Source organism: Streptomyces sp. NBC_00239, from assembly GCF_036194065.1.
Classification (GTDB): domain Bacteria; phylum Actinomycetota; class Actinomycetes; order Streptomycetales; family Streptomycetaceae; genus Streptomyces.
In genome coordinates this window covers 1,510,420-1,536,009 of record NZ_CP108095.1, presented here as the reverse complement: position 1 = coordinate 1,536,009, position 25,590 = coordinate 1,510,420, and the positions used below count along the sequence as shown (strand labels likewise).

The 25,590-nt window shown below is 71.9% G+C and carries 18 protein-coding genes and 1 pseudogene; 11 read left to right on the top strand and 8 right to left on the bottom strand.

What is annotated here, in order from left to right:
* Positions 1-104 precede the first annotated feature (104 nt).
* Positions 105-524: an arsenate reductase ArsC gene (locus OG764_RS06555; protein ID WP_046776622.1), complete on the bottom strand. Its 420-nt coding sequence runs from the start codon at positions 522-524 to the stop codon at positions 105-107.
* Between the two features lie 47 nt (positions 525-571).
* A complete protein-coding gene (locus OG764_RS06550) occupies positions 572-1,201 on the bottom strand; it encodes an arsenate-mycothiol transferase ArsC (protein ID WP_328967442.1) in 630 nt (209 codons plus the stop codon).
* 76 nt (positions 1,202-1,277) lie between these two features.
* On the opposite strand from OG764_RS06550, the gene OG764_RS06545 reads away from it, so the two are divergent.
* From OG764_RS06545 to OG764_RS06520, 6 genes and pseudogenes are all read left to right on the top strand, one after another.
* Positions 1,278-1,592, top strand: coding sequence for an ArsR/SmtB family transcription factor (locus OG764_RS06545; RefSeq protein WP_328967441.1), 315 nt, complete (start codon positions 1,278-1,280; stop codon positions 1,590-1,592).
* 35 nt (positions 1,593-1,627) lie between these two features.
* Positions 1,628-2,419, top strand: a complete 792-nt coding sequence (locus tag OG764_RS06540) for an MIP/aquaporin family protein (RefSeq protein ID WP_328967440.1) — start codon at positions 1,628-1,630, stop codon at positions 2,417-2,419.
* Positions 2,416-3,474, top strand: a pseudogene (locus OG764_RS06535) (ArsO family NAD(P)H-dependent flavin-containing monooxygenase). The gene OG764_RS06540 and the pseudogene OG764_RS06535 overlap by 4 nt, the downstream one beginning before the upstream one ends.
* A gap of 34 nt (positions 3,475-3,508) precedes the next feature.
* The gene (locus OG764_RS06530) at positions 3,509-4,285 is read left to right on the top strand and encodes a MerR family transcriptional regulator (RefSeq protein ID WP_328967439.1); all 777 of its coding nucleotides are present in this window, start codon (positions 3,509-3,511) and stop codon (positions 4,283-4,285) included.
* Positions 4,282-4,590 carry a hypothetical protein gene (locus OG764_RS06525; protein ID WP_328967438.1) on the top strand — a complete coding sequence of 103 codons (309 nt, stop codon included), beginning with the start codon at positions 4,282-4,284 and terminating at the stop codon, positions 4,588-4,590. The genes OG764_RS06530 and OG764_RS06525 overlap by 4 nt, the downstream gene beginning before the upstream one ends.
* 52 nt (positions 4,591-4,642) lie before the next feature.
* A complete protein-coding gene (locus OG764_RS06520) occupies positions 4,643-5,629 on the top strand; it encodes an arsenic resistance protein (protein ID WP_328967437.1) in 987 nt (328 codons plus the stop codon).
* On the opposite strand, the gene OG764_RS06515 is transcribed toward OG764_RS06520, so the two are convergent.
* The gene (locus OG764_RS06515) at positions 5,616-6,014 is read right to left on the bottom strand and encodes a heavy metal-responsive transcriptional regulator (protein ID WP_328967436.1); all 399 of its coding nucleotides are present in this window, start codon (positions 6,012-6,014) and stop codon (positions 5,616-5,618) included. The genes OG764_RS06520 and OG764_RS06515 overlap by 14 nt on opposite strands.
* Positions 6,015-6,098: 84 nt before the next feature.
* Between OG764_RS06515 and OG764_RS06510 the strand changes: the two genes are divergently transcribed.
* Entirely contained in the window at positions 6,099-7,103 is a 1,005-nt protein-coding gene (locus tag OG764_RS06510) for an alkylmercury lyase family protein (protein ID WP_328967435.1), read from the top strand.
* 73 nt (positions 7,104-7,176) lie between these two features.
* Positions 7,177-7,746, top strand: coding sequence for a DinB family protein (locus OG764_RS06505; RefSeq protein WP_328967434.1), 570 nt, complete (start codon positions 7,177-7,179; stop codon positions 7,744-7,746).
* Positions 7,747-7,761: 15 nt separating this feature from the next.
* On the opposite strand, the gene OG764_RS06500 is transcribed toward OG764_RS06505, so the two are convergent.
* Both OG764_RS06500 and OG764_RS06495 read right to left on the bottom strand, forming a co-directional pair.
* Positions 7,762-8,256, bottom strand: coding sequence for a GNAT family N-acetyltransferase (locus OG764_RS06500; RefSeq protein ID WP_328967433.1), 495 nt, complete (start codon positions 8,254-8,256; stop codon positions 7,762-7,764).
* On the bottom strand, positions 8,253-8,615 hold the full coding sequence (locus tag OG764_RS06495; RefSeq protein ID WP_328967432.1) for an ArsR/SmtB family transcription factor: 363 nt from the start codon (positions 8,613-8,615) through the stop codon (positions 8,253-8,255). The genes OG764_RS06500 and OG764_RS06495 overlap by 4 nt, the downstream gene beginning before the upstream one ends.
* Positions 8,616-8,729: 114 nt before the next feature.
* Between OG764_RS06495 and OG764_RS06490 the strand changes: the two genes are divergently transcribed.
* The 3 genes from OG764_RS06490 to OG764_RS06480 all read left to right on the top strand — a co-directional run bounded on the left by OG764_RS06490 (position 8,730) and on the right by OG764_RS06480 (position 19,079).
* Entirely contained in the window at positions 8,730-10,094 is a 1,365-nt protein-coding gene (locus OG764_RS06490; RefSeq protein ID WP_328967431.1) for an NAD(P)-binding domain-containing protein, read from the top strand.
* Positions 10,091-11,317, top strand: coding sequence for an MFS transporter (locus tag OG764_RS06485; protein ID WP_443056187.1), 1,227 nt, complete (start codon positions 10,091-10,093; stop codon positions 11,315-11,317). Before OG764_RS06490 ends, OG764_RS06485 begins: the two co-directional genes overlap by 4 nt.
* A gap of 823 nt (positions 11,318-12,140) precedes the next feature.
* On the top strand, positions 12,141-19,079 hold the full coding sequence (locus tag OG764_RS06480) for a ricin-type beta-trefoil lectin domain protein (protein ID WP_328967429.1): 6,939 nt from the start codon (positions 12,141-12,143) through the stop codon (positions 19,077-19,079).
* Between the two features lie 295 nt (positions 19,080-19,374).
* On the opposite strand, the gene OG764_RS06475 is transcribed toward OG764_RS06480, so the two are convergent.
* The 3 genes from OG764_RS06475 to OG764_RS06465 all read right to left on the bottom strand — a co-directional run bounded on the left by OG764_RS06475 (position 19,375) and on the right by OG764_RS06465 (position 25,394).
* Positions 19,375-21,498, bottom strand: coding sequence for a DUF11 domain-containing protein (locus OG764_RS06475; protein WP_328967428.1), 2,124 nt, complete (start codon positions 21,496-21,498; stop codon positions 19,375-19,377).
* Positions 21,499-21,582: 84 nt separating this feature from the next.
* A complete protein-coding gene (locus OG764_RS06470) occupies positions 21,583-23,847 on the bottom strand; it encodes a DUF7507 domain-containing protein (protein WP_328967427.1) in 2,265 nt (754 codons plus the stop codon).
* Complete coding sequence (locus OG764_RS06465) at positions 23,844-25,394, bottom strand: DUF11 domain-containing protein (RefSeq protein ID WP_328967426.1); 1,551 nt, start codon at positions 25,392-25,394, stop codon at positions 23,844-23,846. The genes OG764_RS06470 and OG764_RS06465 overlap by 4 nt, the downstream gene beginning before the upstream one ends.
* Positions 25,395-25,590 lie beyond the last annotated feature (196 nt).

Genomic DNA, 25,590 nt, shown 5'->3' with positions numbered 1-25,590 from the left:
GATGCGGCCTCCTCTCCTGTGGGCGGTGGTGTATCCGGCGGGGCCGGAGCCGATGATGATGACGTTGCGTATGCCGTCGATCGTGGTCGCTTCAGTCGCGGCCGTCAGGCCTTCGGCTTGGCGTCGATCTCGGCGATCAGGCCCTCGATGAGGCCCTTGATCTCGTCACGGATGGGACGGACGGCCTCGACACCCTGACCGGCCGGGTCCTCGAGCTGCCAGTCGAGGTAGGTCTTGCCGGGGAAGTACGGGCAGGCGTCGCCGCAGCCCATCGTGATGATGTAGTCGGACGCCTGGGCGGCCTCGGGGGTGAGGACCTTCGGCTTCTGGTCGGAGATGTCGATGCCCAGCTCGGCCATGGCGGCGACGGCGGAGGGGTTGATCTGCTCGCCGGGCATGGAACCGGCGGAGCGGACCTCGACGCGGTCGCCGGCGAGGTGGCGCAGGAACCCGGCCGCCATCTGGGAGCGGCCCGCGTTGTGGATGCAGACGAACAGGACGGAGGCGGCAGGAGCGGAGGACATCTGTTCTTCCTTGGGGTGAGGCGACTGCGGTGGGGATCGATGGGGCTTCAGGGGGCGAGCTGGGTGAGCAGCTCGGTGATGTGGGCGTCGATGGCGTCGCGGACATCGCGGACGACGGCGATCGGCGCCCCATCGGGGTCAGCCACGGGCCAGTCGAGGTAGCGGCGACCGGGCATGACGGGGCAGGCATCGCCGCAACCCATCGTGATCACGATGTCGGCGGCCTGGACGACCTCTTGGGTCAGCGGCTTGGGGTAGGCGTCGGCCAGGTCCACGCCGGCCTCGGTGAGTGCCTGAGCGATGTGCGGCTCCACTGCGTCGGCGGGGTGGGTGCCCGCGGAGGAGACCGTTACCCGCTCGCCTGCCCGGTGCGCCAGGAGAGCCGCGGCCATCTGGGAGCGGCCGGCGTTCTGGCTGCACACGAACAGCACTCGGGTCGGCCCGCTCGTCAGCCCTTGGGTGTGGGCGAGCGCGTCCAGGCGTTCGGCGGTCAGCCGCTCCGCCAGCACGACTAGGTGCGTATGGACCCCTGCCTGTTCGGCAAGACGTGCGTAGGAGTCGGCGAGCAGGCTCAGCACGGTTTCCGGCGCGAAGTGGCCGGCGTACCGGGAGGCGAGACGGGCGGCCCCGGCGGCCAGGCGTTCGTCCGGCAGAAGGGGCGATGAGGACGTGGACATGGCGTTCCCGTTCAAAGGAGCCAATAAGGTCAGCTCGGACTGGTGTCAGCCCCAGATGATGTGACAGTATCAGCACATGATGACGTCAGTCGACACTGATCTGATCCGGGTTCTGGCCGACCCGCTCAGGCTCCAGATCGTGACCCTCCTCGCCCGCGAGACGCTCTGCACCACCCACCTCGTGGAAGAGACGGGCGCCAAGCAGACGAACCTCTCGAACCACCTGAAGGTGCTGCGCGAGGCCGGGGTCGTGGAGACGGAGCCATGCGGAAGGTACATCTACTACCGCCTGCGCCCGGAAGTCATCGAAGCCCTCGCCGGTCAGTTCGCCGACCTTGCCCAGGCCGCGCGAGCCACCGCCGAAGCGAACCTCAAGCGGTCCTGCCCATAGCCCGCTCTGCCTCACCTGCCCGAGGAGAACCCGTCTTGACCGCCACCGAGCCCGTCGCCGCCCCCGCAGCGGAGAGCGACATAGCCGCCGACGAGCCCCAGCCCGCACCCGGCGAGACCCCGCCCCGCACCCCGCTGATCGCCCGCGCCGCCGCCGAGCTCGTCGGCACCGCGGCCCTGGTCGCGATCGTCGTCGGCTCCGGCATCCAGGCCACCGACCTCACCCAGGACGTGGCCCTGCAGCTGCTGGCCAACTCCACCGCCACCGTCTTCGGCCTCGGTGTCCTGATTGCCTTGCTCGGGCCGGTCTCCGGTGCGCACTTCAACCCGGCCGTCACCCTGGCCGAGTGGTGGACCGCCCGCCGCGGCGGCGCCGGAGTCACCGCCCGCGAGCTCGCCGTGTACGTGCCTTCGCAGATCGTCGGTGCGATCGCGGGCGCGATCCTGGCGGACGCGATGTTCGGCGAGCCGCTGGTGAAGTGGTCCACCCACGACCGCTCCGCCGGGAACCTGCTGCTGGGGGAGGTCGTCGCGACCGCCGGCCTGATCCTGCTGATCTTCGGCCTGGCCAAGACCGACCGGCTCCGTTTCGCGCCCGTCGCGGTCGCCTCGTACATCGGCGCGGCGTACTGGTTCACCTCTTCCACGTCCTTCGCCAACCCGGCCGTCACCATCGGCCGCGCCTTCACCGACACCTTCGCGGGCATCGCCCCCGCCTCGGTCCCGGCGTTCATCGGCGTGCAGCTCGTGGGCGCGGTGGTGGGCCTCGCTCTGGTGGCGGTCATCTTCATGCGCGGCAAGAGCGACACGGAGCAGCCCGCGGCATGACACGACGCACGGAGGTGGTGGTGATTGGCGGCGGCCAGTCCGGGCTCGCCGCCGGTTACCACCTGCGCCGCCTGGGCATCGAGTTCGTCATCCTCGACGCCCAGGAGGCGCCCGGCGGAGCCTGGCAGCACACGTGGAACTCCCTCCGCCTGTTCTCCCCGGCCGCCTACTCCTCCCTGCCCGGCCGCCTCATGCCGCTCCAGCCCGGCGAGATCTACCCCGACGCGCAACACGTCGTGTCGTACCTCGCCGACTACGAGAAGCGGTACGAGCTGCCGGTCGAACGCGGCGTGTGGGTGGAGGCGGTCCACCGCGACGGCGCGTTCCTCCAGGTCGAGACCGACTGCGGAGCCTGGTAGGCCCGCACTGTCGTCAGCGCGACCGGCACGTGGACCCGCCCGTTCCTGCCCGCTGTTCCCGGACGGCGCGATTTCCAGGGGCGTCAGCTCCACACCGTCCAGTACCGCAGCCCGGCCGAGTTCGCCGGACAGCGCGTGATCGTGGTCGGCGGAGGCAATTCCGGCGCCCAGATCGCCGCCGACCTCGCCGGCACGACAGAGCTGACATGGGTGACGCAGCGCCCGCCGCGCTACCTCGCCGACGACATCGACGGCCGCGCCCTCTTCGACCACGCCACCGCCCGGCGCCGCGCCCTCGATGAAGGCCGCACCGACAACGGTGGCGTGGCCTCGCTCGGCGACATCGTCGCCGTCCCGCCCGTACGAGCCGCCCGCGACGCCGGACTCCTGACTGCCACCCCCATGTTCAGTCGCCTCACCGAGGGCGGCGTGGCTTGGGCCGACGGTACGACCGCCCAGGCCGACGCGATCATCTGGTGCACCGGCTTCCGCCCGGCCCTGGCCCACTTCGCCTCGCTCAAGCTGCGCGGTACCCGCGGGCACATCGCAACCGTGGGCACTCGCGCCGCCGACGAGCCGCGCCTGCACCTGCTCGGCTACGGCGACTGGGCCGGCCCGGCCTCCGCAACCCTCATCGGCGTCGGCCGCCCCGCCAGGGACGCCGCCCGTGAGATCGCGGGACTGCTGCGGGCTTGACCTTCGAGTCGGGTTGAAGGTTTACGTTCGAGACATGAGCACACTGCGTATCTCGCAGCTGGCCGGCCTTTCGGGCGTTCCGGCCTCCACGCTGCGGTTCTACGAGATGGCTGGGCTGCTGCCGGCCGAGCGCACAGCGTCGGGCTATCGCCAGTACGGTCAGGACGCGGTCGAGCGCCTGGCGTTCATCTCCTCGGCGAAGCTGCTGGGACTGGCGCTGGAGGACATCCGCGATCTGCTGGACGTGCGGGACGCGGGGGCGTGTGCAGCGGTGCGTGAGCGGATGCTGCCGCTGATCGCGGACCGGATCACGGACGCCGACCGCCGCGCGGCGGAGCTGGCGGCCTTCTCCGCCCGCCTCGCCGAGGTCCACCGTGAGCTGGCCGGGCCTGCCCCTGCGGGCGGCTGCGGCCCGGACTGCGGCTGTACCTCCACCCCGGACCAAGCGCCGGGCCCGGTGCTCGTGGAACTCTCGCCCACCCGTCCGCCGGATGTGGCCGACGAGCCGTGGCGTGAGGCGCCCGTGGCCTGCACCCTCGACGGGGCCGAGCTGGGGGAGCGCACAGAGCAGTGGCGGGCCCTCGTCGCCCGGGCCAGCAGCCGCGAGGAGACCGGCGACGGGCTGCGCCTGATCTTTCCCGGCACGCCGGAACTGGCCGGCGAGCTCGCGTCGCTTGCGGCGGCCGAGCAGGGATGCTGCGCCTTCTTCGACTTCACCCTGGACCTGGCACCGGATCGGCTGACGCTGACCGTGAGGGCGCCCGAAGCCGCCGGCACACTGCTGGCCGACCTGTTCGGAGCTGCCGCATGAACCCTCAAACGAAGTCCTCCGGCAAGACGATGCTCGGCGCCGGAGCTCTGGCAGCTCTCGCCTGCGCGGCCTGCTGCATCGGCCCGATCCTGGGACTCCTCGGCGCTGTGGGAACGGCTTCCGCGATCGGGGCCTTCTGGATTCCGGCTCTGGCCGTCTTCACCGTCCTCGCCCTGGCCGGCACGCTCTGGGTGCTGCGCCGCCGGCGTCGGTCCGCCTGCCGAACCGAGCAGTCGACGCTGGTGGACCTGGGCTTCCCCGCTCAAGCGCCCCGTAAGCAGACCCAGGGCCGCTTGCCACAATGACCAGGTCCTCCAACAGCAGGACGGCAGGCCGGCAGAACGGGAAAACAAAGGAATGCCGCAGGAATCGCCAGGTCTGGTCGAGCGGATGGAACACCACCAGATCGCGATCTACATCGCCGCCATGGCTCTCGGAGGGCTGCTGGGCTGGGCGGCACCGGCGGCCGGTTCGGGCCTCGAGTACGCCATCAACCCGGTCCTCGGGGCACTGCTGTTCGTGACTTTCCTCCAGGTGCCCGCCGCCGACCTGCTCCGCTCTCTGCGCGACGCCCGGTTCCTCGGCGCGGCCCTGGTGGTCAACTTCGTAGTCGTCCCGCTGGTCGTGGCCGCCATGTTCACCTTTCTCCCGGCCGACCAGGCGGTCCGCGTGGGGGTGCTGCTGGTCCTGCTGTGCCCGTGTGTGGACTACGTGATTGTCTTCAGCGGCTTGGCCCATGGCTCCAGCAGGCGCCTGCTGGCCGCCACACCACTCCTGCTCATCGTGCAGATGCTGCTGTTGCCGGGCTTCCTCTACCTGTTCATGGGGGCGGACCTGGCCGACATCGTCGCGGTCGGCCCGTTCGTCGAGGCCTTCCTGGTACTCATCGTGATTCCGCTCGCGCTGGCCTGGGCGTTTCAGGCGTGGGCGGCGCGTAAGCAGTCGGGGCAGAGGATCTCGGATGCGGCCACCGCGACGATGGTGCCGTTGATGGCCGCGACGCTCATCACCGTGGTCGCCTCCCAGGTCCCCAAGCTCGGCGGCAGTCTCGCGGACGCAGCCGCGGTCATCCCCTTCTACGTGGCTTTCCTCGTCGTCATGGCCTTTGCCGGACGGATGATCGCGCGCCTCTTCCGGCTGGATGCCCCCGCTTCCCGGGCGGTGGTCTTCACCGGTGCGACACGCAACTCCCTGGTCGTGCTGCCGCTGGCTCTGGCCCTGCCCGACGACCTGGCGCTCGCCCCGGTCGTGGTGGTTACGCAGACCCTCGTCGAGGTCATCGGCATGGTCGTGTACGTACGCCTGATCCCGCGCCTGGTACCTGAGCCCGTCACGGTCGCGTGAGGATGGTGCAGATCTCGCCCCCGGAGCAGGTGTCGGGATCGGTGGCGGCGGCCCGCCGGGCGAGCTCGCGCAGCGCGGTGCGGGTCTGGCGGAGCTCGGCCATGCGCTGCTCGATCTCCGCCAGCCGCTGATCGATAAGGCTCGTGACGTGTCCGCACGGGGCATGCCCACTGTCGCGAATCTCCAGGACCGAGCGGATCTCGGCGAGCGTCAGGCCCGCGCTCTGGGCGTCGCGGATGAACGCCAGCCGCCTCACCGCCTCCGGCGTGTAGTCGCGGTACCCGCCGGTCGTACGGGGCGGGGCGGGCAGCAGCCCTGCCTGCTCGTAGAAGCGGATGGTCTTGGCCGTCACCTGGCCGGCCGCCGCGAGGTCACCGATGCGCATGGCTCCACGCTACGCCTTGACCTTCCAGTGTGCTGGAAGGTCTACGTTCGGTTCACAAGGCCACCGACCTGGAAGGACAGCGGGATGCGGATCACGATCCTCACGGTGCCGGAGTGCCCGAATGTGCCGGTCTTGCGGGAGCGGATCGCGGAGGCACTCGACGGCCGCGCTGCCGTGATCGAGCTGATCGAGCTGATCGAGCTGATCGAGGTGTCCGCGGAGAGCGACGCAGCCCGGTGGGGCATGACCGGTTCGCCGACCGTGCTCCTCGACGGCATTGACCCGTTCCCCATCCCTGGTGCTCCGCCGTCGGTGTCGTGCCGCCTCTACCGTGACGCCGAGGGCCGCACTGACGGTGCACCGAGCGTCCAGGCTCTCCGGGAGGCGTTCTCGGGAGCACGCAGGCCCCAGGCGGCCGACGAGCAGGACTGCTGCGAGACGGACCCTCTGGACCCTCTGGATCCGATCGGTCGGTCAGGGCGGGGCAGGCGTGCGCCGGCGGAGCGCGGCCTGCGGATGGTCCAGCAGGCGATCCTGCGGCACTTCGCCGCCACGGGGCGCGCACCGGATGCCGCCCTGCTCGAACCCGTGGCGGCGGAAGCCGGGCGGACAGCCGGCGAGGTCCTGGCGGAGCTGGACCACGAGGACTTCCTGACCCTCGACGCATCGGGCCGGATCGAGGCCGCATACCCGTTCTCGGCAGGAGAGACACGGCACCAGGTGCAGCTGGCCAACGGGGTGAGCGTGTGGTCGATGTGTGCGATCGACGCCCTCGGTATCTCCGCGATGCTCGGCCAGGACGTGACCGTCTCCTCCACCGACCCCGTCGACGCACAGCCGGTGACGGTCTCCTTCGCCAACGGCTCGGCGACATGGGAGCCCGCCGAGGCGGTCGTATTCGTCGGGCGCCGCGAGGGCGAAGGCCCAGCCGCCGCAGTGTGCTGCGACGCCCTCAACTTCTTCACCGGCCAGGCCTCAGCCGAGCAATGGCAGTTGGCCCACCCCGAGGTGCGCGGTGAGATTGTCAGCCAGGCCTGCGCCACCCGCATCGGGCAGCAGACGTTCGGCCCGCTCCTCCAGGACGGCTGACCGTACAGCCGCGGCCACCTCCGTTACGCCTGGCCCGGAGCGGGAATCATTGCCACCCCGGCCGACTCGTCGAGTGCGGGCCCAGAGCTGGCAGGCCATGATGAACGCGATCGCGATGGACCGGCAGGCCGTGTACGAGGACTACGAGCGAGCCCGCCAGACCTTCCACCGCCTGCTCGACAGCGCCTCCGATGAGGATCTCGCCAGGCCCACCCGCGGCACCAAGTGGACCAATGAGCAGCTGCTGTGGCACATGCTGTTCGGCTACGTGATCGTCCTGCGGCTGCTGGTCCTGGTCCGCGTCTTCGGCCGGCTCCCCCGGAGCGCGAGCAAAGTGTTCGCCCGGGTGCTGGACGCGGCCACCGTACCGTTCGACTGGGTCAACTACGCCGGCCCGCGTGGGGCGGTGAAGTTCTACGGACCTCGCCGGATGGGCGCCGCGTTCGACCGTGTCATCGATTCCCTGCACCGCCACCTGGCCTCGGAGCCCGAGGCCAGGCTCGCCCGCGGTATGCACTACCCCGTCCGCTGGGACCCGTTCTTCAAGGACTTCATGACGCTCGCGGACATCTACCGCTACCCCACCCAGCACTTCGACTTCCACCACCGCCAGCTCACCCTGAGCAGCGGCGACGGGCTCTAACGGGAAGGCCTAAGGTCAGCCGATCAGTGGGCTGCGGCGCTCCAGCAGCACCACGTCGCGCCACACGCCGTGGTGGCGGCCGATGCGCTCGCGGGTGCCGATGACCCGGAAGCCGGCCCGCTGGTGGAGGGCGAGGCTGGCGCGGTTCTCGGGAAAGATGCCGGACTGGATCGTCCAGATCCCCGCGGCCTCCGTCGAGCCGATGAAGGCCGTCAACAGGGCGGAGGCGACACCCTGGCCACGGGCGGCAGGGTGGACGTAGACGGAGTGTTCGACCACGCCCGCGTACGCGCACCGGTCCGATACCCTGCTCGCCGCGACCCAGCCCAGGACCTTGCCGTCGTCGCCGACGGCGGCGAAGCGGTGCTCCGGCAGCCTGCCCGCCTCGAACGCCTCCCAGGTGGGGGCGGTGGTCTCGAAGGTGGCGTTGCCCTCGTCGATCCCCGCCTGGTAGATCGCCAGGACCTCGTCCGCGTGCGCTTCGGCCAGCGGCGCGATGGTGATGCTCATGCGGAGGCCGCGCGGGTCAGGAGCTGGCCCATGGCGGCGAGCACCGCGGGCTCGACCCGGTAGTACACCCAGGTGCCGCGCCGTTCGGAGGACAGCAGCCCGGCCTCGCGCAGCTTCTTCAGGTGATGGGAGACCGTCGGCTGGGAGACACCCACATCCGAGATGTCGCACACGCACGCCTCGCCACCCTCGTGGGAGGCGACGGCGGAGAACAGCCTCAGGCGGACCGGGTCGCCCAGGGCCTTGAACATGACGGCGGTCCGCTCGGCCTCCTCGGCCGTCAGCGGGCGCTCCGTCAGGGGCGGGCAGCATGCCGCCACGGCCTCCGGCTCCAGCAGCGGCAACACCTTCGTAGTCATGCCCCCATCATCCGACGAACTTCGACAGATGTCTATGTTGACGAACGTCGATCCAGGGCCCATTCTAGAGGCGTCAGGACATCGACACACGTCGAATCAACTGGGGAGCCCGCCGTGAACGCATCCACCGAAGCCCTGCCCGTCGTCGTGATCGGCGCCGGCCCGATTGGACTCGCCGCGGCTGCCCGGCTCATCGAGCGGGACATCGAGCCCCTGGTCCTGGAGGCCGGACCGGTCGCCGCGTCCGCGGTGCGCGACTGGTCGCACGTACGCCTGTTCTCCACCTGGTCCGAGGTCGTCGACCCCGAGGCGGAGAAGCTCCTCGCCCCCACCGGCTGGGTGAAGCCGGACGGTGCCACGTACCCGTCCGGTGGCGACTGGGCCGAGCTCTACCTCCAGCCCCTGGCCGACGTCCTCGGTGACCGTGTCCGCTACAACGCGACGGTCACCGGTGTCTCGCGCACCGGCCGGGACCGCATCGTCGACGCCGACCGTGAGACCCAGCCCTTCGTCGTGCACCTCAGCAGCCCCGAGGGCCGCGAGGAGAGGATCTTCGCCCGTGCCGTCATCGATGCCTCCGGAACCTGGTCCACCCCCAGCCCGGCCGGCGGCAGCGGCCTGCACGCACTCGGCGAGAAGAGCGCGGCCGACCACATCACGTACCGCGTCCCCGACCTCAAGGACCCCGCCGTCCGCACCCGCTACGCCGGCAAGCGCACTGCCGTCATCGGCTCGGGCGCCTCCGCCTTCACCGCTCTGGCCTACCTCGCCGATCTCGCCAAGGCGGAGGGCGGCACCGGGACGCACGCGACCTGGATCCTCCGTCGCGGGATCAGCGGCTCCACCTTCGGCGGCGGCACCGCGGACCAGCTGCCCGCCCGTGGCGCCCTCGGCCTCGCGGCCAAGGCCGCGGTAGACGGCGGCTATGCCGACGCGGTGACGGGGTTCCGCACCGACGCCATCGAGAAGACCGGGGACGGCCGCCTGGTCCTCGTCGGTGAGGATGGCCGCCGCCTGGAGCCGGTCGACGAGGTCATCGTCCTGACCGGCTTCCGCCCCGACCTCACCTTTCTCGACGAGCTGCGCCTCGGCCTGGATGAGCGCCTCCAGGCCCCGGTCGAGCTCGCTCCGCTGATCGACCCGAACCAGCACTCCTGCGGCACCGTCTACCCCCACGGAGCCACCGAGCTCTCCCACCCGGAGAAGGACGTCTACCTCGCCGGCATGAAGTCCTACGGCCGCGCCCCGACCTTCCTGGCCATGACCGGATACGAGCAGGTCCGCTCCATCGCCGCGGCCCTCGCCGGTGACCGGGAGGCCGCCGAGCGCGTCGAACTCACCCTCCCGGAGACCGGCGTGTGCGGCGGCGCGGGCCTCTTCGACCAGCCCGAGGCCGCCGAAGAGTCCGGCGGAGGCTGCTGCGCCGCCCCGGCCACCCTCACCATCGGCGCCCCTGCCACCGTCTCCGGTGGCTGCTGACGGAGGTGACCAACACCCAGGCCGGCGTGGCCGCGACCGGGACGGGGGTCCGGTCGCGGCCACGCGCCGCGCTGCCCGCCCTGTGCGCCACACAGATGACGAGCTGGGGGATCGTCTACTACGCCTTCCCCGTACTCCTCCCGCGCCTCACGGCCGACACCGGCTGGTCCGCCAACGCGACCACCGGCGCATTCTCCCTGGCCCTGCTCGTCTCCGCTCTGGTCGGAATCCCTGTCGGCCGGATCCTCGACCGCCGGGGTCCCCGAGCGGTGATGACAGCCGGATCCGGCATCGGCGTCCTCGCCGTCCTGACCATCGCCGCCGCTCCCCACCTGCCCGTCTTCTTCCTCGGCTGGATCCTGGCCGGAATCGCCATGGCGGCCACCTTCTACCCGCCCGCCTTCGCTGCTGTCACCCGCTGGTGGGGGCCGGACCGGGTCCGGGCGCTGACCATCATCACCCTGGCCGGCGGCCTGGCCTCCACGGTCTTCGCACCGCTCACCGCCACCCTCGCGGACCACCTCAGCTGGCGGCAGACCTATGCCGTCCTCGCCCTCATCCTGGCCGCGATCACCATCCCGGCCCACGCCTTGGCCCTGCGAGCCCCCTGGCCCCCGGCGCCTGCGGCCCCGCCCACCACCGACCGCACCCCGGTAGCCAAGAGCCGCCCCTTCGTGGTCCTGGCGGCGGCCTTCACCCTCTCCAGCTTCGCCATGTACGCCGTCGTCATCGGGCTGATCCCGCTCCTCACCGAACGCGGTGTCGACGCCACGACAGCCGCCTGGGCTCTGGGACTCGGCGGCGCGGGCCAGACCCTCGGTCGCACCCTCTACGCGAGCCTGGCCGGCCGTACCTCGGTCACCGGCCGCACGGTCACCCTCATCGCCCTCGGCGGCGCGACCACGGGAGCGCTCGCTCTCATCCCAGGTCCGCTGCCCATGCTGGTTGTCCTCGCAGTCTTGGCAGGAGTCGTCCGCGGCAACCTCACCCTCCTGCAGGCCACCGCCGTCACCGACCGGTGGGGCACCACCCACTACGGCCGCCTCTCCGGACTCCTCGGCGCCCCGGCCCACATCGCCGCCGCTCTCGCCCCCTGGGCCGGCGCCGCCCTGGCCGGCCCTCTCGGCGGCTACCCCCAGCTCTTCGGGATGCTCGCGGTGCTCTCCGGTGTGGCCGCGTGCCTCGCAGCGTGGGGACGGAGTGACGCGACATCAGCTCCGTAAGTCAAGAGGGCATGGCGGGCCCGAGGGGGGGGCATGTGGTGCCCCTTGGGGACCAGTTGGGGACCAGCGCCCACGTCGATGGGCGCACAGCATGTACGTATGTGCACGCTGTGCGCCCTGAGATTGTGCTGTATGTCAGGATTTTTCCTCCGACCCATCGATCTGGGGGTCAAGGGGTCGCAGGTTCAAATCCTGTCGTCCCGACTCGAAAGAGTCGCAGATCAGGGGCCGTATCGGAGAAATCCGGTACGGCCCCTGACTCGTTTCCACTGCCCCTTACTCGTTTCCGGGGCCTGCGGGGGATCGTTCATCGTCCCCGGGGGTCGGTCGGGTGACGGGTGCTCCGCGGGGGCCGGCTCGGCATCGCCGTCGGGCCTCGCCGGTGCCGATGGGGATGCTCCGCGGTGCCGATGGGGTGCTCCGCCGGGGTGCCGGACGAGGCGTGCCCGCCGTGCGGGGTGACCACCTCCGGGTGGGGTGTCCCGGCGTGCCGAGGGCAGAGTTCCCGGACACTCTGACAGGGGCATGCCGGACGATCAAAATCCGCCAACTGCGATGTGTCGGCCTTGTGGCCAGACTTCACCAATTGCCCCCGGCGGTGATGTAAGACACAGTCCGGTTTCAACTACCCCCGCGGTGTGAGTGGTTCGGTCGACTGTTACGTTCCGCTGCAATTGCGCCGTCGATCAGCCGGATCGGCGGCCGTCACTTTTTCATCGGGGGATGCGTGATGCCTCGCTTTGGCATGCGTCGTTCCGGGAGAAATACGCGGATACGGGTAACCGGTCCGCTAATTCTGGCCCTGACGACGTCCCTTCTGGCAGTGCCGGCGGCCCAAGCCGTTTCGGCCAAGCCGGACTTCGACAGAATCTGGCAGCCGCCGAAGACGCCGCTGCCCAAGACTGTCTCGATATCGCCCCTCAAGCCGAAGAAGCGCGGGCCGGTTGCGCCGCCGTACGCGGTCCCGCCCCGGTCCCGGGCGGCAGTTGAGCTGCCGGCCGTCTCGCGGCTGGCGGGCACCGCCAAGCCCGCGGCGGCTCCCGCGCGGGCCGGGAAGCTCCCCGTGTGGCTGGCCTCCGCCACGAAGGGCCGCAAGACCCCGCTGCCCGCGGTGACCGTCGTGCGCAACGACACGAAGACCGCCCGGGCGGCGGGCGTGCACGGCCTGCTGTTCTCCGTCGCCGCGCTCGGGCAGGACGCGCGCGGCACGGTGCCGGTGCGGCTCGGCATCGACGCGGCGGCCCTGGAGCGGGCCACCGGCGGGCAGTTCGCCTCCCGCGGCCGCCTGGTGGCACTGCCCGCCTGCGCCGCGACCCGGCCGAACGTGCCGTCGTGCACGGTCCGCACCCCGCTCGTCACGCGCTACGACAAGGCCACCGGGCAGGTGACGGCCGAGGTCTCCGTACCGGCCGTGACCCCGGCTCCCGCCAGGACCGCCAAGAGCGCGCTCCAGTCGCCGCTCGTCCGGTCCGCCGCCGGCCCCTCCGCGGCACCGATGCTCCTGGCGGCCGAGACCGCCGAGGAAGGTGGCGGCGGAGACTACAAGGCGTCCGCCCTGAACCCGTCTTCGGCCTGGGGATCGGGCGGCTCCTCCGGCGCCCTCACCTACAGCTACCCGTTCCTGGCGCCCTCGTCGCTCGGCGGCGCGGCACCCGCGCTGGCCCTTTCCTACGACTCGTCGTCGGTGGACGGCCGTACCTCCGCCACGAACGCGCAGGCGTCCTGGATCGGCGACGGCTGGGACCTGAACCCCGGCTTCATCGAGCGCACCTACAAGCCGTGCGACAAGGCGGGCATCACCCACTCCGGTGACCACTGCTGGGCCGGCTTCAACGCGACCCTGTCGCTGGGCGGCCACTCCGGCCAGCTCGTCCGGGTCGCCACCGGGGCTGCCTCGACCGACGCGGCCACCGGCGTGTGGCGGCTGAAGAACGACGACGGCACGAAGATCGAGTTCGGCTCCGGCGCCGGCAACGGCGTCAAGGACGGCGCCTACGCCAAGGTCACCGACAGCAGCGGCACGGTCTTCTACTTCGGCCTCAACCACCTCCCCGGGGGTGACAAGACCGACCCGGCGACGAACTCCGTCTCCAGCGCTCCGGTGTACTCGCCCAAGGCGGGCGACCCGTGCTACGACTCCGCCAAGGGCAACGCCTCCTGGTGCACGATGTGGCAGCGCCTCCAGCTCGACTACTCCGTCGACGCGCACGGCAACCTGACCACGTACACCTGGGCGCCCGAGACGAACCACTACTCGCGCGGCGGCGGCCAGAACATCGGCAACGGCGTGCTCACCGCGTACACCCGCGCCAACACCCTGGCGTCGGTGGCGTACGGCCAGCGGCTGTCCGAGCAGGTCGCGGCCAAGGGCGCCCTGCAGCCCGCCGCACGCATCACCCTCACCACCGCGGAGCGCTGTGAGAACACGGCGACCTGCGACCCGTCGCAGCGCACCGTGGCCAACAAGAACAACTGGCCCGACGTGCCGGTCGACCAGGAGTGCAAGAGCACCGGCACCTGCACCGGCCTGTCGCCGACGTACTTCACCACGCGCCGGCTGGCGTCCGTCCTGACCCAGGTGCGCGTCAACAACGCCTGGCAGGACGTCGACTCCTACACGCTGAAGCACTCCTTCCCGGACCCGAAGGACCTCAACAACCCCAACGAGCCCATCAGCCAGAAGGCCCTGTGGCTGGACTCCGTCCAGCGCACCGGCAAGACGGCCAGCCCCGAGCTCACGCTGCCCGCCGTGACCTTCGTGCCCGTCATGCTCCCCAACCGGGTCGACGGCACCGACCTCGTCCCGGCGCCGCCGCGGATCAACCGGGCGCGGATCCAGCAGATCAAGAACGAGACCGGCGGCGTCCTCAACGTCGACTACAACCTGCCGGCCTGTTCCCGCATCAACCGGGTGATGCCGACCGCCGAGGACGACAACACCAAGGCCTGCTACCCGGTCCGCTGGACCCCGCCGGGCTCGGTCCTCGACGCGGACCCGGTCCTCGACTGGTTCAACCGCTACACCGTCGCCTCGCTCACCGAGAACGACACCACGACCGACGCCCCGCAGAAGGTCACCGCCTACACGTACGGCCCGGCCGGCTGGCACCGCGACGACAGCCAGTACACCGAGGCCAAGGCCCGCACCTGGGGCGAGTTCCGCGGCTTCGCCACCGTGACGGCCACCACCGGCAACGGCAACGACGGCCCCAAGTCCCAGACGCGCACCACCTACCGGCAGGGCATGCACGGTGACGCCCGCAAGGCCGGCGGCACCCGCACCGTCCAGCTCACCGACGCCCTCGGCCGGACCGTCCCGGACCACGACTGGCTCAGCGGCCAGATGCTCCAGTCCGAGACCTTCGACCAGGCCGGCGGCAGCGTCGTCAGCCGCAGCGTGAACAGCGCCTCGGGCGAGGTGGCGACCGCCACGCAGTCCCGCGGTTCGGGCCTGCCCGACCTCGTCGCCCGCTACTCCGCCACGACGACCGCCGTCACCACGGAGGGCAAGAAGGCCGACGGCAGCTGGCTGTCGACCGTCAGCACCACGACGACCGACTCCACGCGCAACAACCGTGCGCGCACCACCCTGGAGCAGACCGCGGGCCTTCCCGACCTTTGCTCCCGGCTCACTTACGCCACCGGCCCCGACCCGCAGGTCAGCGGCCTGGTCAGCGAGAAGACCGTGGTCTCCGGGACGGACGCCTGCACCGTCGACCCGACGGCGGCCAACACCGTCGCCCGTACCCGCACCCTCTACGACAACCTGCCCGCCGGGCAGGCCGCGGCCACGGCCGACGCGACCTCGCAGGAGGTCCTCGACCGCTACGAGACGGACGGCACGGCGACCTTCCTGCCGACGGCCGTCACCTCCTACGACGCCTACGGCCGGACCGTCTCCGCCAAGGACCCCAACAGCAAGGACGCCGAGCACCCGGGCGGCGCGGTCACGACGACCACGTACACCCCGGCCGCGGCCGGCGAGCTGCCGTCCACGCTCACCGCCTCCAAGCCCGTTCCCGGACAGGCGACGGGCAGCTGGGACTCCGTCACCACCCTGGACGTCCGGCGCAACCTGCCGCTGACCGTCACGGACCAGAACCTCAAGACGACCACGCAGACCTACGACGCGCTCGGACGGTCCACCGGCGTGTGGCTGCCGGGCCGCACCCCGGCCTCCCACCCGAACGCCAACAACGCGTTCTCGTACACGGTGTCCGACAAGGCCGGCATTCCGTCGACCACCACCACCAAGAAGCTGTCGAAGGACGGCGACACGCCGGTCTACGTCACGAGCATCGACATCCTGGACGGCTTCGCCCGGACCCGGCAGAACCAGACGACGCCGGCCAACCCGGCGTACACCGGCAGGCTCGTCTCGGACACCCTGACCGACTCGCAGGGCCGCACCCGGGCCGTCAACGCGCCCTGGTACAACAACGCGTCGGGCCCCACCGGAAGCCTCCTGGCCGTGGCGGACAGCACCGTCCCGTCGCAGACCCGCACCACCTATGACGGCCTGGGCCGGGCCGTGGTCAGCGCCGTCTGGTCGCTGGGCGTGGAGCAGTCCCGGACCACGACCGACTACAAGGGCGTCGACCGGACCGACGTGGTGCCCCCGCAGGGCTCCGCGACGACCACCTCGCTCACCGACGGCCGCGGCCGTCAGACGGAGCTGTGGCAGTACAACGGCCGCACGGCGACGGGCAACGCCGCCGACGCCACCGTCACCCGCTTCACGTACACGGTGGACGGCAACCCGCTGACCCGCAAGGACGCGGCCGGCAACACCTGGTCGTACGGCTATGACCAGCGCGGGCGCCAGATCACCGCGACCGACCCGGACACCGGCACGTCCACCCAGACCTGGGACGCCGCCGGACGGCTCAGCAGCACCACCAACGCGAAGAACCAGACACTGACCTACGTCTACGACCTGCTCGGCCGGCGCAGCGCCATGTACGACGGCGCCACCACCGCGGCGGCCAAGCAGCTCGCGGCCTGGAAGTTCGACACCGCGCCGGGCGGCAAGGGCAAGGCCGCCTCCTCGACGCGCTACGTCGGAGGCACGAGCGGGCAGGCCTACACCACCGCGATCAAGGGCTACGACGACGCCGGCCACGCCACGGGTTCGACGGTCACCATCCCCGGCACGGACGCCGGGCTGGCCTCCGGCACCTTCTCGTACACGACCAGCTCGGTCTACGACAAGATCACCGGCCACCCCAAGCAGACGCTCCTGCCGGCGCTCGGCGGCCTGCCCGTCGACGACATCGCGTACACGTACAACGACTACGGTCTGATGTACAAGTACGCCGGCGCCACCACCTACGACACCCAGACGGAGTACGACGCCTTCGGGCGCCCGATCCGCTCGACCGTCAACCCGTGGGCCACGCAGGTCGTCACCACCACCGACTACGACCAGGCCACCGGCCGGGCCCGGCAGCAGTTCGTCGACAAGCAGACGTCCACCACGGGCGCCGTGCAGCAGACGGGCTACACCTACAACGACGCCGGACAGGTCACCTCGATCACCGGCATCGCCGACAACCTCCCCGCCCAGACCGACCGCCAGTGCTTCACCTACGACGCACTCGGCCGGCTCACGACGGCGTGGACCGACACCCGCGGCCTGGCCGCACCGGTGCCGGGACAGACCCAGGACCAGGGCAGCTGCGCCGGCGCCACGCCGACCGTCGCCACCCTCGGCACCGGGGCACCGTACTGGCAGGACTACAGCTACGACCTGACGGGCAACCGCACCAAGCAGGTCAGCCACGACCCGGCCGGCGACACCACCAAGGACGTCACCACCACCCAGGCGTTCAACGCCCCGGGCACGGTCAACGCCCCGACCGGCGCGCCCACCGCGGGCGGCGGCACGGGTGGTCCGCACGCGCTGCTCACCACCACCGCCACGACGTCGACCAGCACCAACAACGACGTCTACCAGTACGACGCGGCCGGCAACACCACGTCCTTCCGGGCCGGAAAGGCCGGCACCAGCACGCTGACCTGGAACGCCGAGGGCAGGGTCGCCTCGCTCACCACCGCCGCCCAGATCAAGGGCATCGGCGGCAAGTGCATGGACATGGAGGGCGGCAGCTCCGCCGTCGGAACGCCGGTGCAGATCTACACCTGCAACACCGGAGCCGGCCAGCGGTTCTCCACCGCCGGCGACCGGCTCTCCACCGGCAACAAGTGCCTGCAGGCCATGGGCACCGCGGCCGGCTCGGCGGTCCACCTCCGCGTCTGTGACGGCACCGCCGCCCAGACCTGGACGGCGCGCGCCGACAGCACCTTCCACAACCCCGCTTCCGGCCGCTGCCTCGCCGTCCCCGGCGACGTCGCGACCGACAGCCTCAACCTCGTCCTCGGCGACTGCGCCACCACGGTGCCCGCCGGACAGAAGTGGACCGTCCCCAACACCACCACCACCTACGTGTACGACGCGGACGGCAACCAGATCGTCCGCCGCAACCCCGGCAAGACCACGATCACCCTCGGCACCGACGAGCTGGCCGTGGACACCGCCACCAAGGCGCAGACCGGCACCCGCTACTACCCCATCCCCGGCGGCATGACCATCGTCCGCACGGGCGCGGGCACGGCCGCCGGAGCGTTCGTCGCCCAGGTCTCCGACCACCAGGGCACCAGCGCCCTCACCGTCGACCTGTCGACGCTGGCCGTCACCCGACGCACCAGCGACCCCTTCGGCAACCCGCGCGGCGCACAGCCCGCGGCCTGGGCCGGCACCAAGGGCTTCGTGGGCGGTACCAAGGACACCGCGACGAACCTGACCAACCTCGGCGTCCGCCAGTACCAGCCGTCGACCGGCCGCTTCATCAGCACCGACCCGCTGCTGGACGGCGCCGACCCGCAGAGCTGGAACGGCTACGCCTACGCCGACAACAACCCGGTCACCAACTCCGACCCGGACGGCAAGATGTGCCTCCACGGCTCGCCCGGCGGCGGCCGTGACGGAATCTGCGCGGGCGTGCCCGGCGACAGCGACGGTGTCATCGGCGACTACTCCGACAACTGCGGGCAGCGCTCCTGCGAGGCGGCGTCCCAGCGGATGGAAGAGGCCGCCGACCGCGCCGGACGCTGGAACTGCACCACCCGTGGCAGGTGCAGCGGCTCCAACCACATGTCGGACCGGCACCGGGCCTACAACGCGGAGCGCAAGGCGCTGCGCGTGGCGGCGGAGCGGCGCGCCGCACGCCTGCTGGGCGCGGCGCGCTGGCAGGCCGCCGAGGACTACATGTACGCCGAGATCATGCGGAACATGAAGTCCTCCACGTTGCGGCACATCAACGCCGCCAACAACAGCTGGGGCGTGCTCGACGCCCAGTTCTGGTGGATCGTCCAGGTCCGTGCCGATGGGCCATGGGACCACAAGCCGAAGCTCAAGAAGATGTTCGACCTGCGCACCGAGCCCGACTACTTCTTCAAGGTGCCCGGCACCGATGACGAGGCGTTCTACGACATCTGGTCGAACGTGCACTACGGCTTCGTGGGCAAGGAAGGCGGGTTCAGCGACAAGGAGTTGGAGGACGGCGCCACCGCGGCGTTCCCCGGCGCCAGCATCTTCAACGGCGGTACCGATGCGGGTGACGTGATCAGCGTCCGCCAGGGCATCGAGATGTACAACAAATACGGAAACGGCATGACCAAGGAACAGTTCCACCAGGGAATGCTGGACACTGTCGCCGCCATGAAGAACAAGACCACCCAGATCCGCCCCTCGACGGGCTGATCCTGACCAGTAGGTGAGCGGGGGCCGTTCCGGAGACATCCGGAGCGGCCCCCGACTCGTTGCCCGGCGGCGGGAGGGCGGGCCATCGCGGTGATCCCCGGGGGCCCGGTGCGGTGCGGTGGACGCTCGTGAATCCGAGCCGTGCTCGGCGAGGCGGCGGCGCGCCGTGCCGAGGATGAGCTCCCGGCGCTCGGGGGGCAGGCGGTCGAAGCGGGCAGAGACAGGGGACCGCTAGTCCGTACCAGTGGGGTGTACTGCTGGTACACCCCACTGGTTCATGCGTGCTCGGGGCCGGTCAGGGGGTCGTCTTGCCCACCTCCAGGTCGGCAGTCGGGTCCTTGACCGTGCCGCCGGGCGGGCCCGCGGCGTTGCTGGTGTTGTTCTCCGGCTTCGGGTCGCGGGTGAGGGCGGAGACGGTGGCGGTGTTGCGGATGTCCGAGCCGTCACCGGAGTAGTCCGCGTCCAGCTTCACCTTGATCACCCAGGTGATCGAGGCGCCCGGGGCGAGGCGGGCGAGCGGGCCGCAGCTCACGGTCCGCCCGGCGGTGCACGCGGCGTCGCCGGAGACGAAGCTCAGCGCGGTCGGCAGGGTGTCGGTGACGGTGATCTGCTCGGCCTGCGAGGGGCCGTTGTTGGTGACCGTCAGGGCGTAGTCGAAGGTCTCGCCCGGGGCCACCGGGGTGCTCTGCACGGGCCGCTTGGAGAGCACGAGGTCCGCGGCGGGCGCGGCGACGTCGCCGCCGGGCACGGACGCGGTGTCGCTGTCGTTCGCACTGGCGGGGTCGATGTTGTCCGCCGTGACGTGCGCGGTGTTGCGCAGGTCGCTGCCGTCGCCGCTGTACGCGGGATCGACCTTGACCGTCAGGAGGTACTCGACGCTCTCGCCGACCTTGAGGGGGGCGGTGCGCTTGCACGAGACCAGGTGGCCCGCGACGGTGCAGCCGGCCGGGGAGGAGGCCACGTACGACAGGCCCTCGGGGAGGTTGTCGGTGAGCTTGACGTTGAAGGCGTCGGCGGACGGGCCGTTGTTGGTGACCCGGATCCGGTAGTCGAAGGTCTCGCCCGGCACCGGCGGCGTGCTGCCCACCGCCTGCTTGGTGAGGGCCAGGTCGGCGGTCGGCTTGTTCACCCTGCTGCCGGGCAGGCCGGCGGGGCTGCTCGTGTTGTTCTCCGGCTTGGGGTCCTTGGTCCGGGCGGCCGCCGTCACCGTGTTGCGGATGTCGGAGCCGTCACCGGTGTACGTGCTGTCCAGCCGGACCGTGAACCGCCAGCGCTTCGACGCGCCGGGCTCCAGTACGGCCGCCGGGCCGCAGGTGACGGTGGCGTCGGTGGCGGTGCAGCCGTCGGCGGAGCCGACGAAGGCGAGCCGGGCCGGCAGCCTGTCGGTCATCGTGGTGCCGAGCGCGCGGGACGGGCCGTCGTTGGTCGCGGTGACGACGTACTCGAAGGTCTGCCCGGGAGCGATGGGCGTGTCGGTGACCGGCTGCTTGGCCGCCCACACGTCGGCCTGCGGCTCGGTGACGCCGCCGGGCGGCAGCACCGGCCGCGAGGTGTTGTCGGCCGGTTCGGGGTCCTTGGAGGCGGACGCCGAGGTGGCGGTGTTGCGCAGGTCGCCGCCGTCACCCGCGTAGGCGGGGTCCAGCCTCACCTTGAACGTCCACACCACCTCGGCGCCGGGGACCAGTCGGGCCCGGGGGCCGCAGGTGACGGTCCGTCCGGACACGCTGCACGGGTCGGCCGAGGACACGAAGGTCAGGCCGTCGGGCAGGGTGTCGGTCACCGTGACGTTGCGAGCGTCCGAGGGACCCTTGTTGGAGGTGCGGATCTCGTACTCGTACTCCTGGCCGGGGACGGTCGGCCCGGCGCCCAGCGGGGTCTTGACGGTGGCCAGGTCGGACACCGGGTCGAACGGGCCCGGCGGCAGCACCGGGGGAGCCGTGTTGTTGCCCGGGACCGGGTCGGAGGCGTCCGACTTCCCGCTGGCGCTGTTGCCGAGGTCCGAGCCGTCACCCTGGTACGACGCGCTGAGCCGGGCCTGGAACGTCCAGCTCTTGCTCTGGCCGACGCCCAGCTGGGGCTCCGGGCCGCAGGTGACGATCTGCGCGGTTTCGGTGCAGCCGTCCGAGGAGCCCACGTAGGTGATCCCCTCGGGCAGCCGGTCCTTGGCCGTCACGTTGCGGGCCACGGACGGGCCGTTGTTCTTCGCCGTGAGGGTGTAGGTGACCAGGTCACCGGGTGCCCGTACGGTGCTCGCCGTCACCGACAGGGTGTGGCCGGCGCTCGCCGTCGCCTGGAGGGCGTGGCCGGTACGGGCCGCGGCGGCCGCGGGCGGCGGGCCCGCCCACAGCGGCGCCGCGCAGATCAGCGAGGCGGCCAGGGCCCACGCTGCCGGCCGCCGTCGGCCTGGTGTCGTCGTCATCGCGCATCTTTCCGTTCGGTTCGTGCGGGGGTACGGAGGGGAACGCGGCGGGCTCGGGGGCCGGCCGGGGCGGCGGCCCGGCGGTCAGCCCGCGGCGGCCTGCTTGGCGAGTTCGACGTCGGCGACGGCCGGGCGGACCGTGCCGCCGGGCGGACCGGCCGTGCCGCTGTTGTCGGCCGGCCGCGGGTCCGCCGTACGGGCCTCGGCGGTCGCCGTGTTCCGCAGGGCCGAGCCGTCCCCGGTGAAGCCGGGGTCCAGTCGGACGGTGAAGGTCCACGAGCGGCTCTGGCCGGGGGCCAGTTCGGCCACCGGACCGCAGCCGACCGTCCGGCCCGCGGCGGTGCAGCCGTCGGCCGCGGAGACGAACGCGAGCGCCGCCGGGAGCGGGTCGGTGACCTGTACCTGCCGGGCCGTGGACGGGCCCGCGTTGGTGACCGTCACCGTGTACGCGAACGTCTCGCCGGGGGCCACCGAGGCCTGCGCGCCGGTGCTCTTGACCGTGCCGAGATCGGCTTGCGGGGCCGTCACCCCGCCGGGCGGCGGGGCGGCGGCGCTGGTGTTGTTGGCGGGCAGCGGGTCGGGGACGGCGTGCCGGACGGTGGCCGTGTTGCCGAGGTCCGCGCCGTCACCCGGGTACGCGGGATCCAGCCGGACCCTGATCGTCCACGCGGTGTCCGTGCCCGCGGACAGCGTGCCGCGCACCGGGCAGGAGACCACCCGGCCGGCGGCCGTGCAGCCGTCGGGGGAGGACACGAACGCGAGCGGCGCGGGCAGGGTGTCCGCGACCTCGACGGCCGAGGTGTGCGACGGGCCGTTGTTGCGGGCCGTGATCCGGTAGTCGAACTGCTGTCCCGGCGCCACGGGCCCGGCCCCGACACCCTCCTTGGCGGCCGACACGTCGGCGCTCGCCGTCACCGTCGTGGCCTCGGACGTCGCCGTGTTGTCGGCGGAGTCGGTGTCGAAGCGGTCGGCCGGCGCCGTCACGGTGGCCGTGTTGCGCAGCGTCGTGGGCTGCGCGGGGGCGGTACCGGTGACGGTGTAGGTGACGGAACCGCTCCGCTTGAGGTCCGCCGTGGTGTGCAGGGTGCTGCCGCTGCCGGAGGCCTGACCGCAGGTGCCGCCGGTGCCGGCCCGGCAGGTCCACGTGACGCCCGTCAGGCCGGGGACGGTGTCGCGGACGACGGCGCCGGTGACGTCGTTGGCCCCGCTGTTGGAGACCGTGACCGTGTACGTGACCGGGCCGCCGCCGGCCGGGACGCTCCTGGTGTTCACCGACTTGGCGACGGAGAGGTCGACGGGCACGTTGATCCTCAGATCGCTGAGCTCGTGGATGTTCGTGGCGCCACCGGTGGCGGCGGAGAACCCCACCTTGAGGGTGGCGGGCAGGGCCGGCTGGTCCGTGATGGTGGTGACGTCGAAATCGGTGATCAGCTGGGTCATGGCCGTGCCGGGCCCGCTGTCGGACCACACCGAGACGAGCATCTTGGAGCCGCTGGGCAGCAGGGTGACGCGCACCGTGCGCAGCTTGGCGCGGCTGCCGGTCTCCACGGTCGATTCCGGGCCCGCGGCGGACGTGCCGAAGCGGTACCCCTTGGAGCCGTCGCCGCCGCCGCGGAGCACGATCCGGTTCGACTGCGCCCCGGGCCCGCCGTTGCCGACGCCGCTGGAGGAGAAGTTGCCGAACTCGTCGATGCCGATGCCGAGGTAGGCACCCGGCACGCCGGGGCGTGCGAGGCACAGGCCGCCGGTCATCGAGCAGGCGTAGCCCAGGGCGCCGCCGGTGCCGCCGACCCCGTCCTTCGCCGAGCCGTCGGTCAGGTAGAACGACAGGCCGTCGCCCCGCTTGCCCTCGAAGGCGGTGCCGCCGTAGGTGGCGTAGGTGAACTCGGCCACGATCCCGAGGCCGGAGGAGAAGGAGTCCTTCATCTTCCAGGTGCCGGCCTGGTTGTTGCTCGCCGAGGTCAGCCGCATCCATCCGGCGTCGGGGTAGGTCGCGTTGCCGCTGGTGGTGCCGAGGTTGGTGGAGGACTCGAACGTCTCGTTGACCGGGAAGGCGACCGCGCGGGGGGCGGCGGCGGCCGCGGCGGCGGTACGGGCGGGGGTGGTGCGGGTGTTGCTGGGGCGGGCCGGGGTGGGGGTCTTCGCGGAGCTGGCGGCGCGTGCGGCGGTCGGGGCGGGCCGGGGCGCGGCCGGTGCGGATGCCGGTGCCGGTGCCGGTGCGGGTGGGGATGCGGATGCCGTCGCGGGGAGGGCCGCGAGGGTCAGGCCCGCCGCACAGAGCAGGGCGAGGGCCGCGCGCCGGCGCCGGGTGCCGCGCCGGGCCGGGCGGCAGGGGGGCGAGGCGCTCATTCCTTCACGCCCGTCCGACGCGCCGTGCCGGACACCGTACGCAGGGCCGCGCCGGCCGTGACGAGGCCGCCGGCGGTCCACAGGAGCCAGCCCGGCAGTGCGGAACCGGAGTCGGCCAGATCGCCGCGCCCGTGGTGGCCGTCGTCGCCGCGGCCCTCGTCGTGACCGTTGTCGTCGTGGCCGCCGTTGTCATGGCCGCCGTCGTGGCCGTGGTGGCCGTCCTCGCCCCCGCCGTCCCTGCCGGACGCCAGACACAGCGGCTTTCCGCCGGGCGCCGTCGTACCGGGCCGGTTGGCGTTGTCGGACGGGTCGGGGTCCGGACTCGACGAGGTGACACGGGCGATGTTGTCGATGCGGGTGCAGCGCTTCGGCGTACCGGTCCGCTCGCGCGCGGTCACCCGTACCGTGATCCGGTACTCCGCCCTCTCCCCGGCGGCGAGCCGGTCCCGAGCCGGGCAGCGGACCGTCCGCGCCCCGTCCGGCCGCGCCCCGTCCGTGCTCCCGTTGCCCGCCTTCGCCGGTGCGCAGCCGTCCGGGGAGGAGACGAAGGCCAGGGCGGACGGCAGCGGGTCGGTGACCCGTACGTCCCGGGCCGCGGCCGGGCCGTGGTTGTGCACGGTGATCCGGTACGTGAACCTCTCGCCCGGTGCGACCGTGGTGCGGCCGTGCGCCAGCAGGGCGGTCTTCGCCAGCGACAGGTCCGCCTCGCGCGCGTCCGGGGGGATCTCCAGCCCGGTCACCGAGGCCTTGTTGTTCTCCGGGTCCGGGTCGGAGGTCTCCGCGCCGACGACGGCCTCGTTGACGATGTCCGATCCGTCGCCGCCGTAGCCGGAGGCGAGCCGCACGGTGATCACCCAGGTGTGTGAACGGCCGACCGGCAGTGCGGCCAGCGGCCCGCAGGTCACCGTACGGCCGGCGGCGGTGCAGCCGTCGCGGGAGGAGGCGAACTCCAGGGCTGCCGGCAGCAGGTCGGTGACGACGACGCGGCGGGCGTCGGACGGGCCGTGGTTGGTCACGGTCACGGCGTAGTCGAAGGTGCCGGTGGCGGTGGCGGTGGCGGTGGCGGTGGCGGCCGCGTGCAGCCGGCCGTCTTCGTCGCCCCTTTGCCTGCCCCCGTCCTCGGCCGCGTCCTCGGCCCTTTCCTCGTCTTCCTTCCGGGGCTGAGGTGGGGTCTGCCGGAGCGCTGCCGAGACGGTGAGGTCGGCGTGCGGTGCCGCCGGTGCCGACGGGGCCGACGGGGCGGCCGGGGTCGGAGGGTGTGCGCGCGAGGGGGTGTGTGTCGCGCGCGGGGAGCCTTCGGCGGGTGTGGCCGTCGTGTCTGTTGGGCCCGTGCTCTCGGTCGTGTCGCCCGTGTTGCTCGTGTTGCTCGCGTGCGCGGTGGTGGCGTGCGTCGCGCTGGTCGTGGCCTCGGCCGTCGGGGTGGCCGGGGCGGGTGGCTGCGCGGTGGCCGATGGTGCCAGGGGGAGCAGCAGGCAGGCCGTGCCGGCGCAGGAGGCCAGTGCGCGGCGCAGCGCGGGGGTGGCGCTGCCCTTGAAGACGCTTCGCATTGGTCACCCTTCACACGGAGCGCTCACTGAGCCTCACCGGTCAAACAGGTTCAATGCGGCCAGTTATTCACACTTATGTGGGCCGAATGTCCCCTTTCTTGATCTTATGGGGCCGGCGGGTGATCGAATTCAGCCCATCGGCCCTGCCGCCACGGCCCCGCCGTCTTGCCGGTGCCGTGGGGTGCAACCCCCTGCC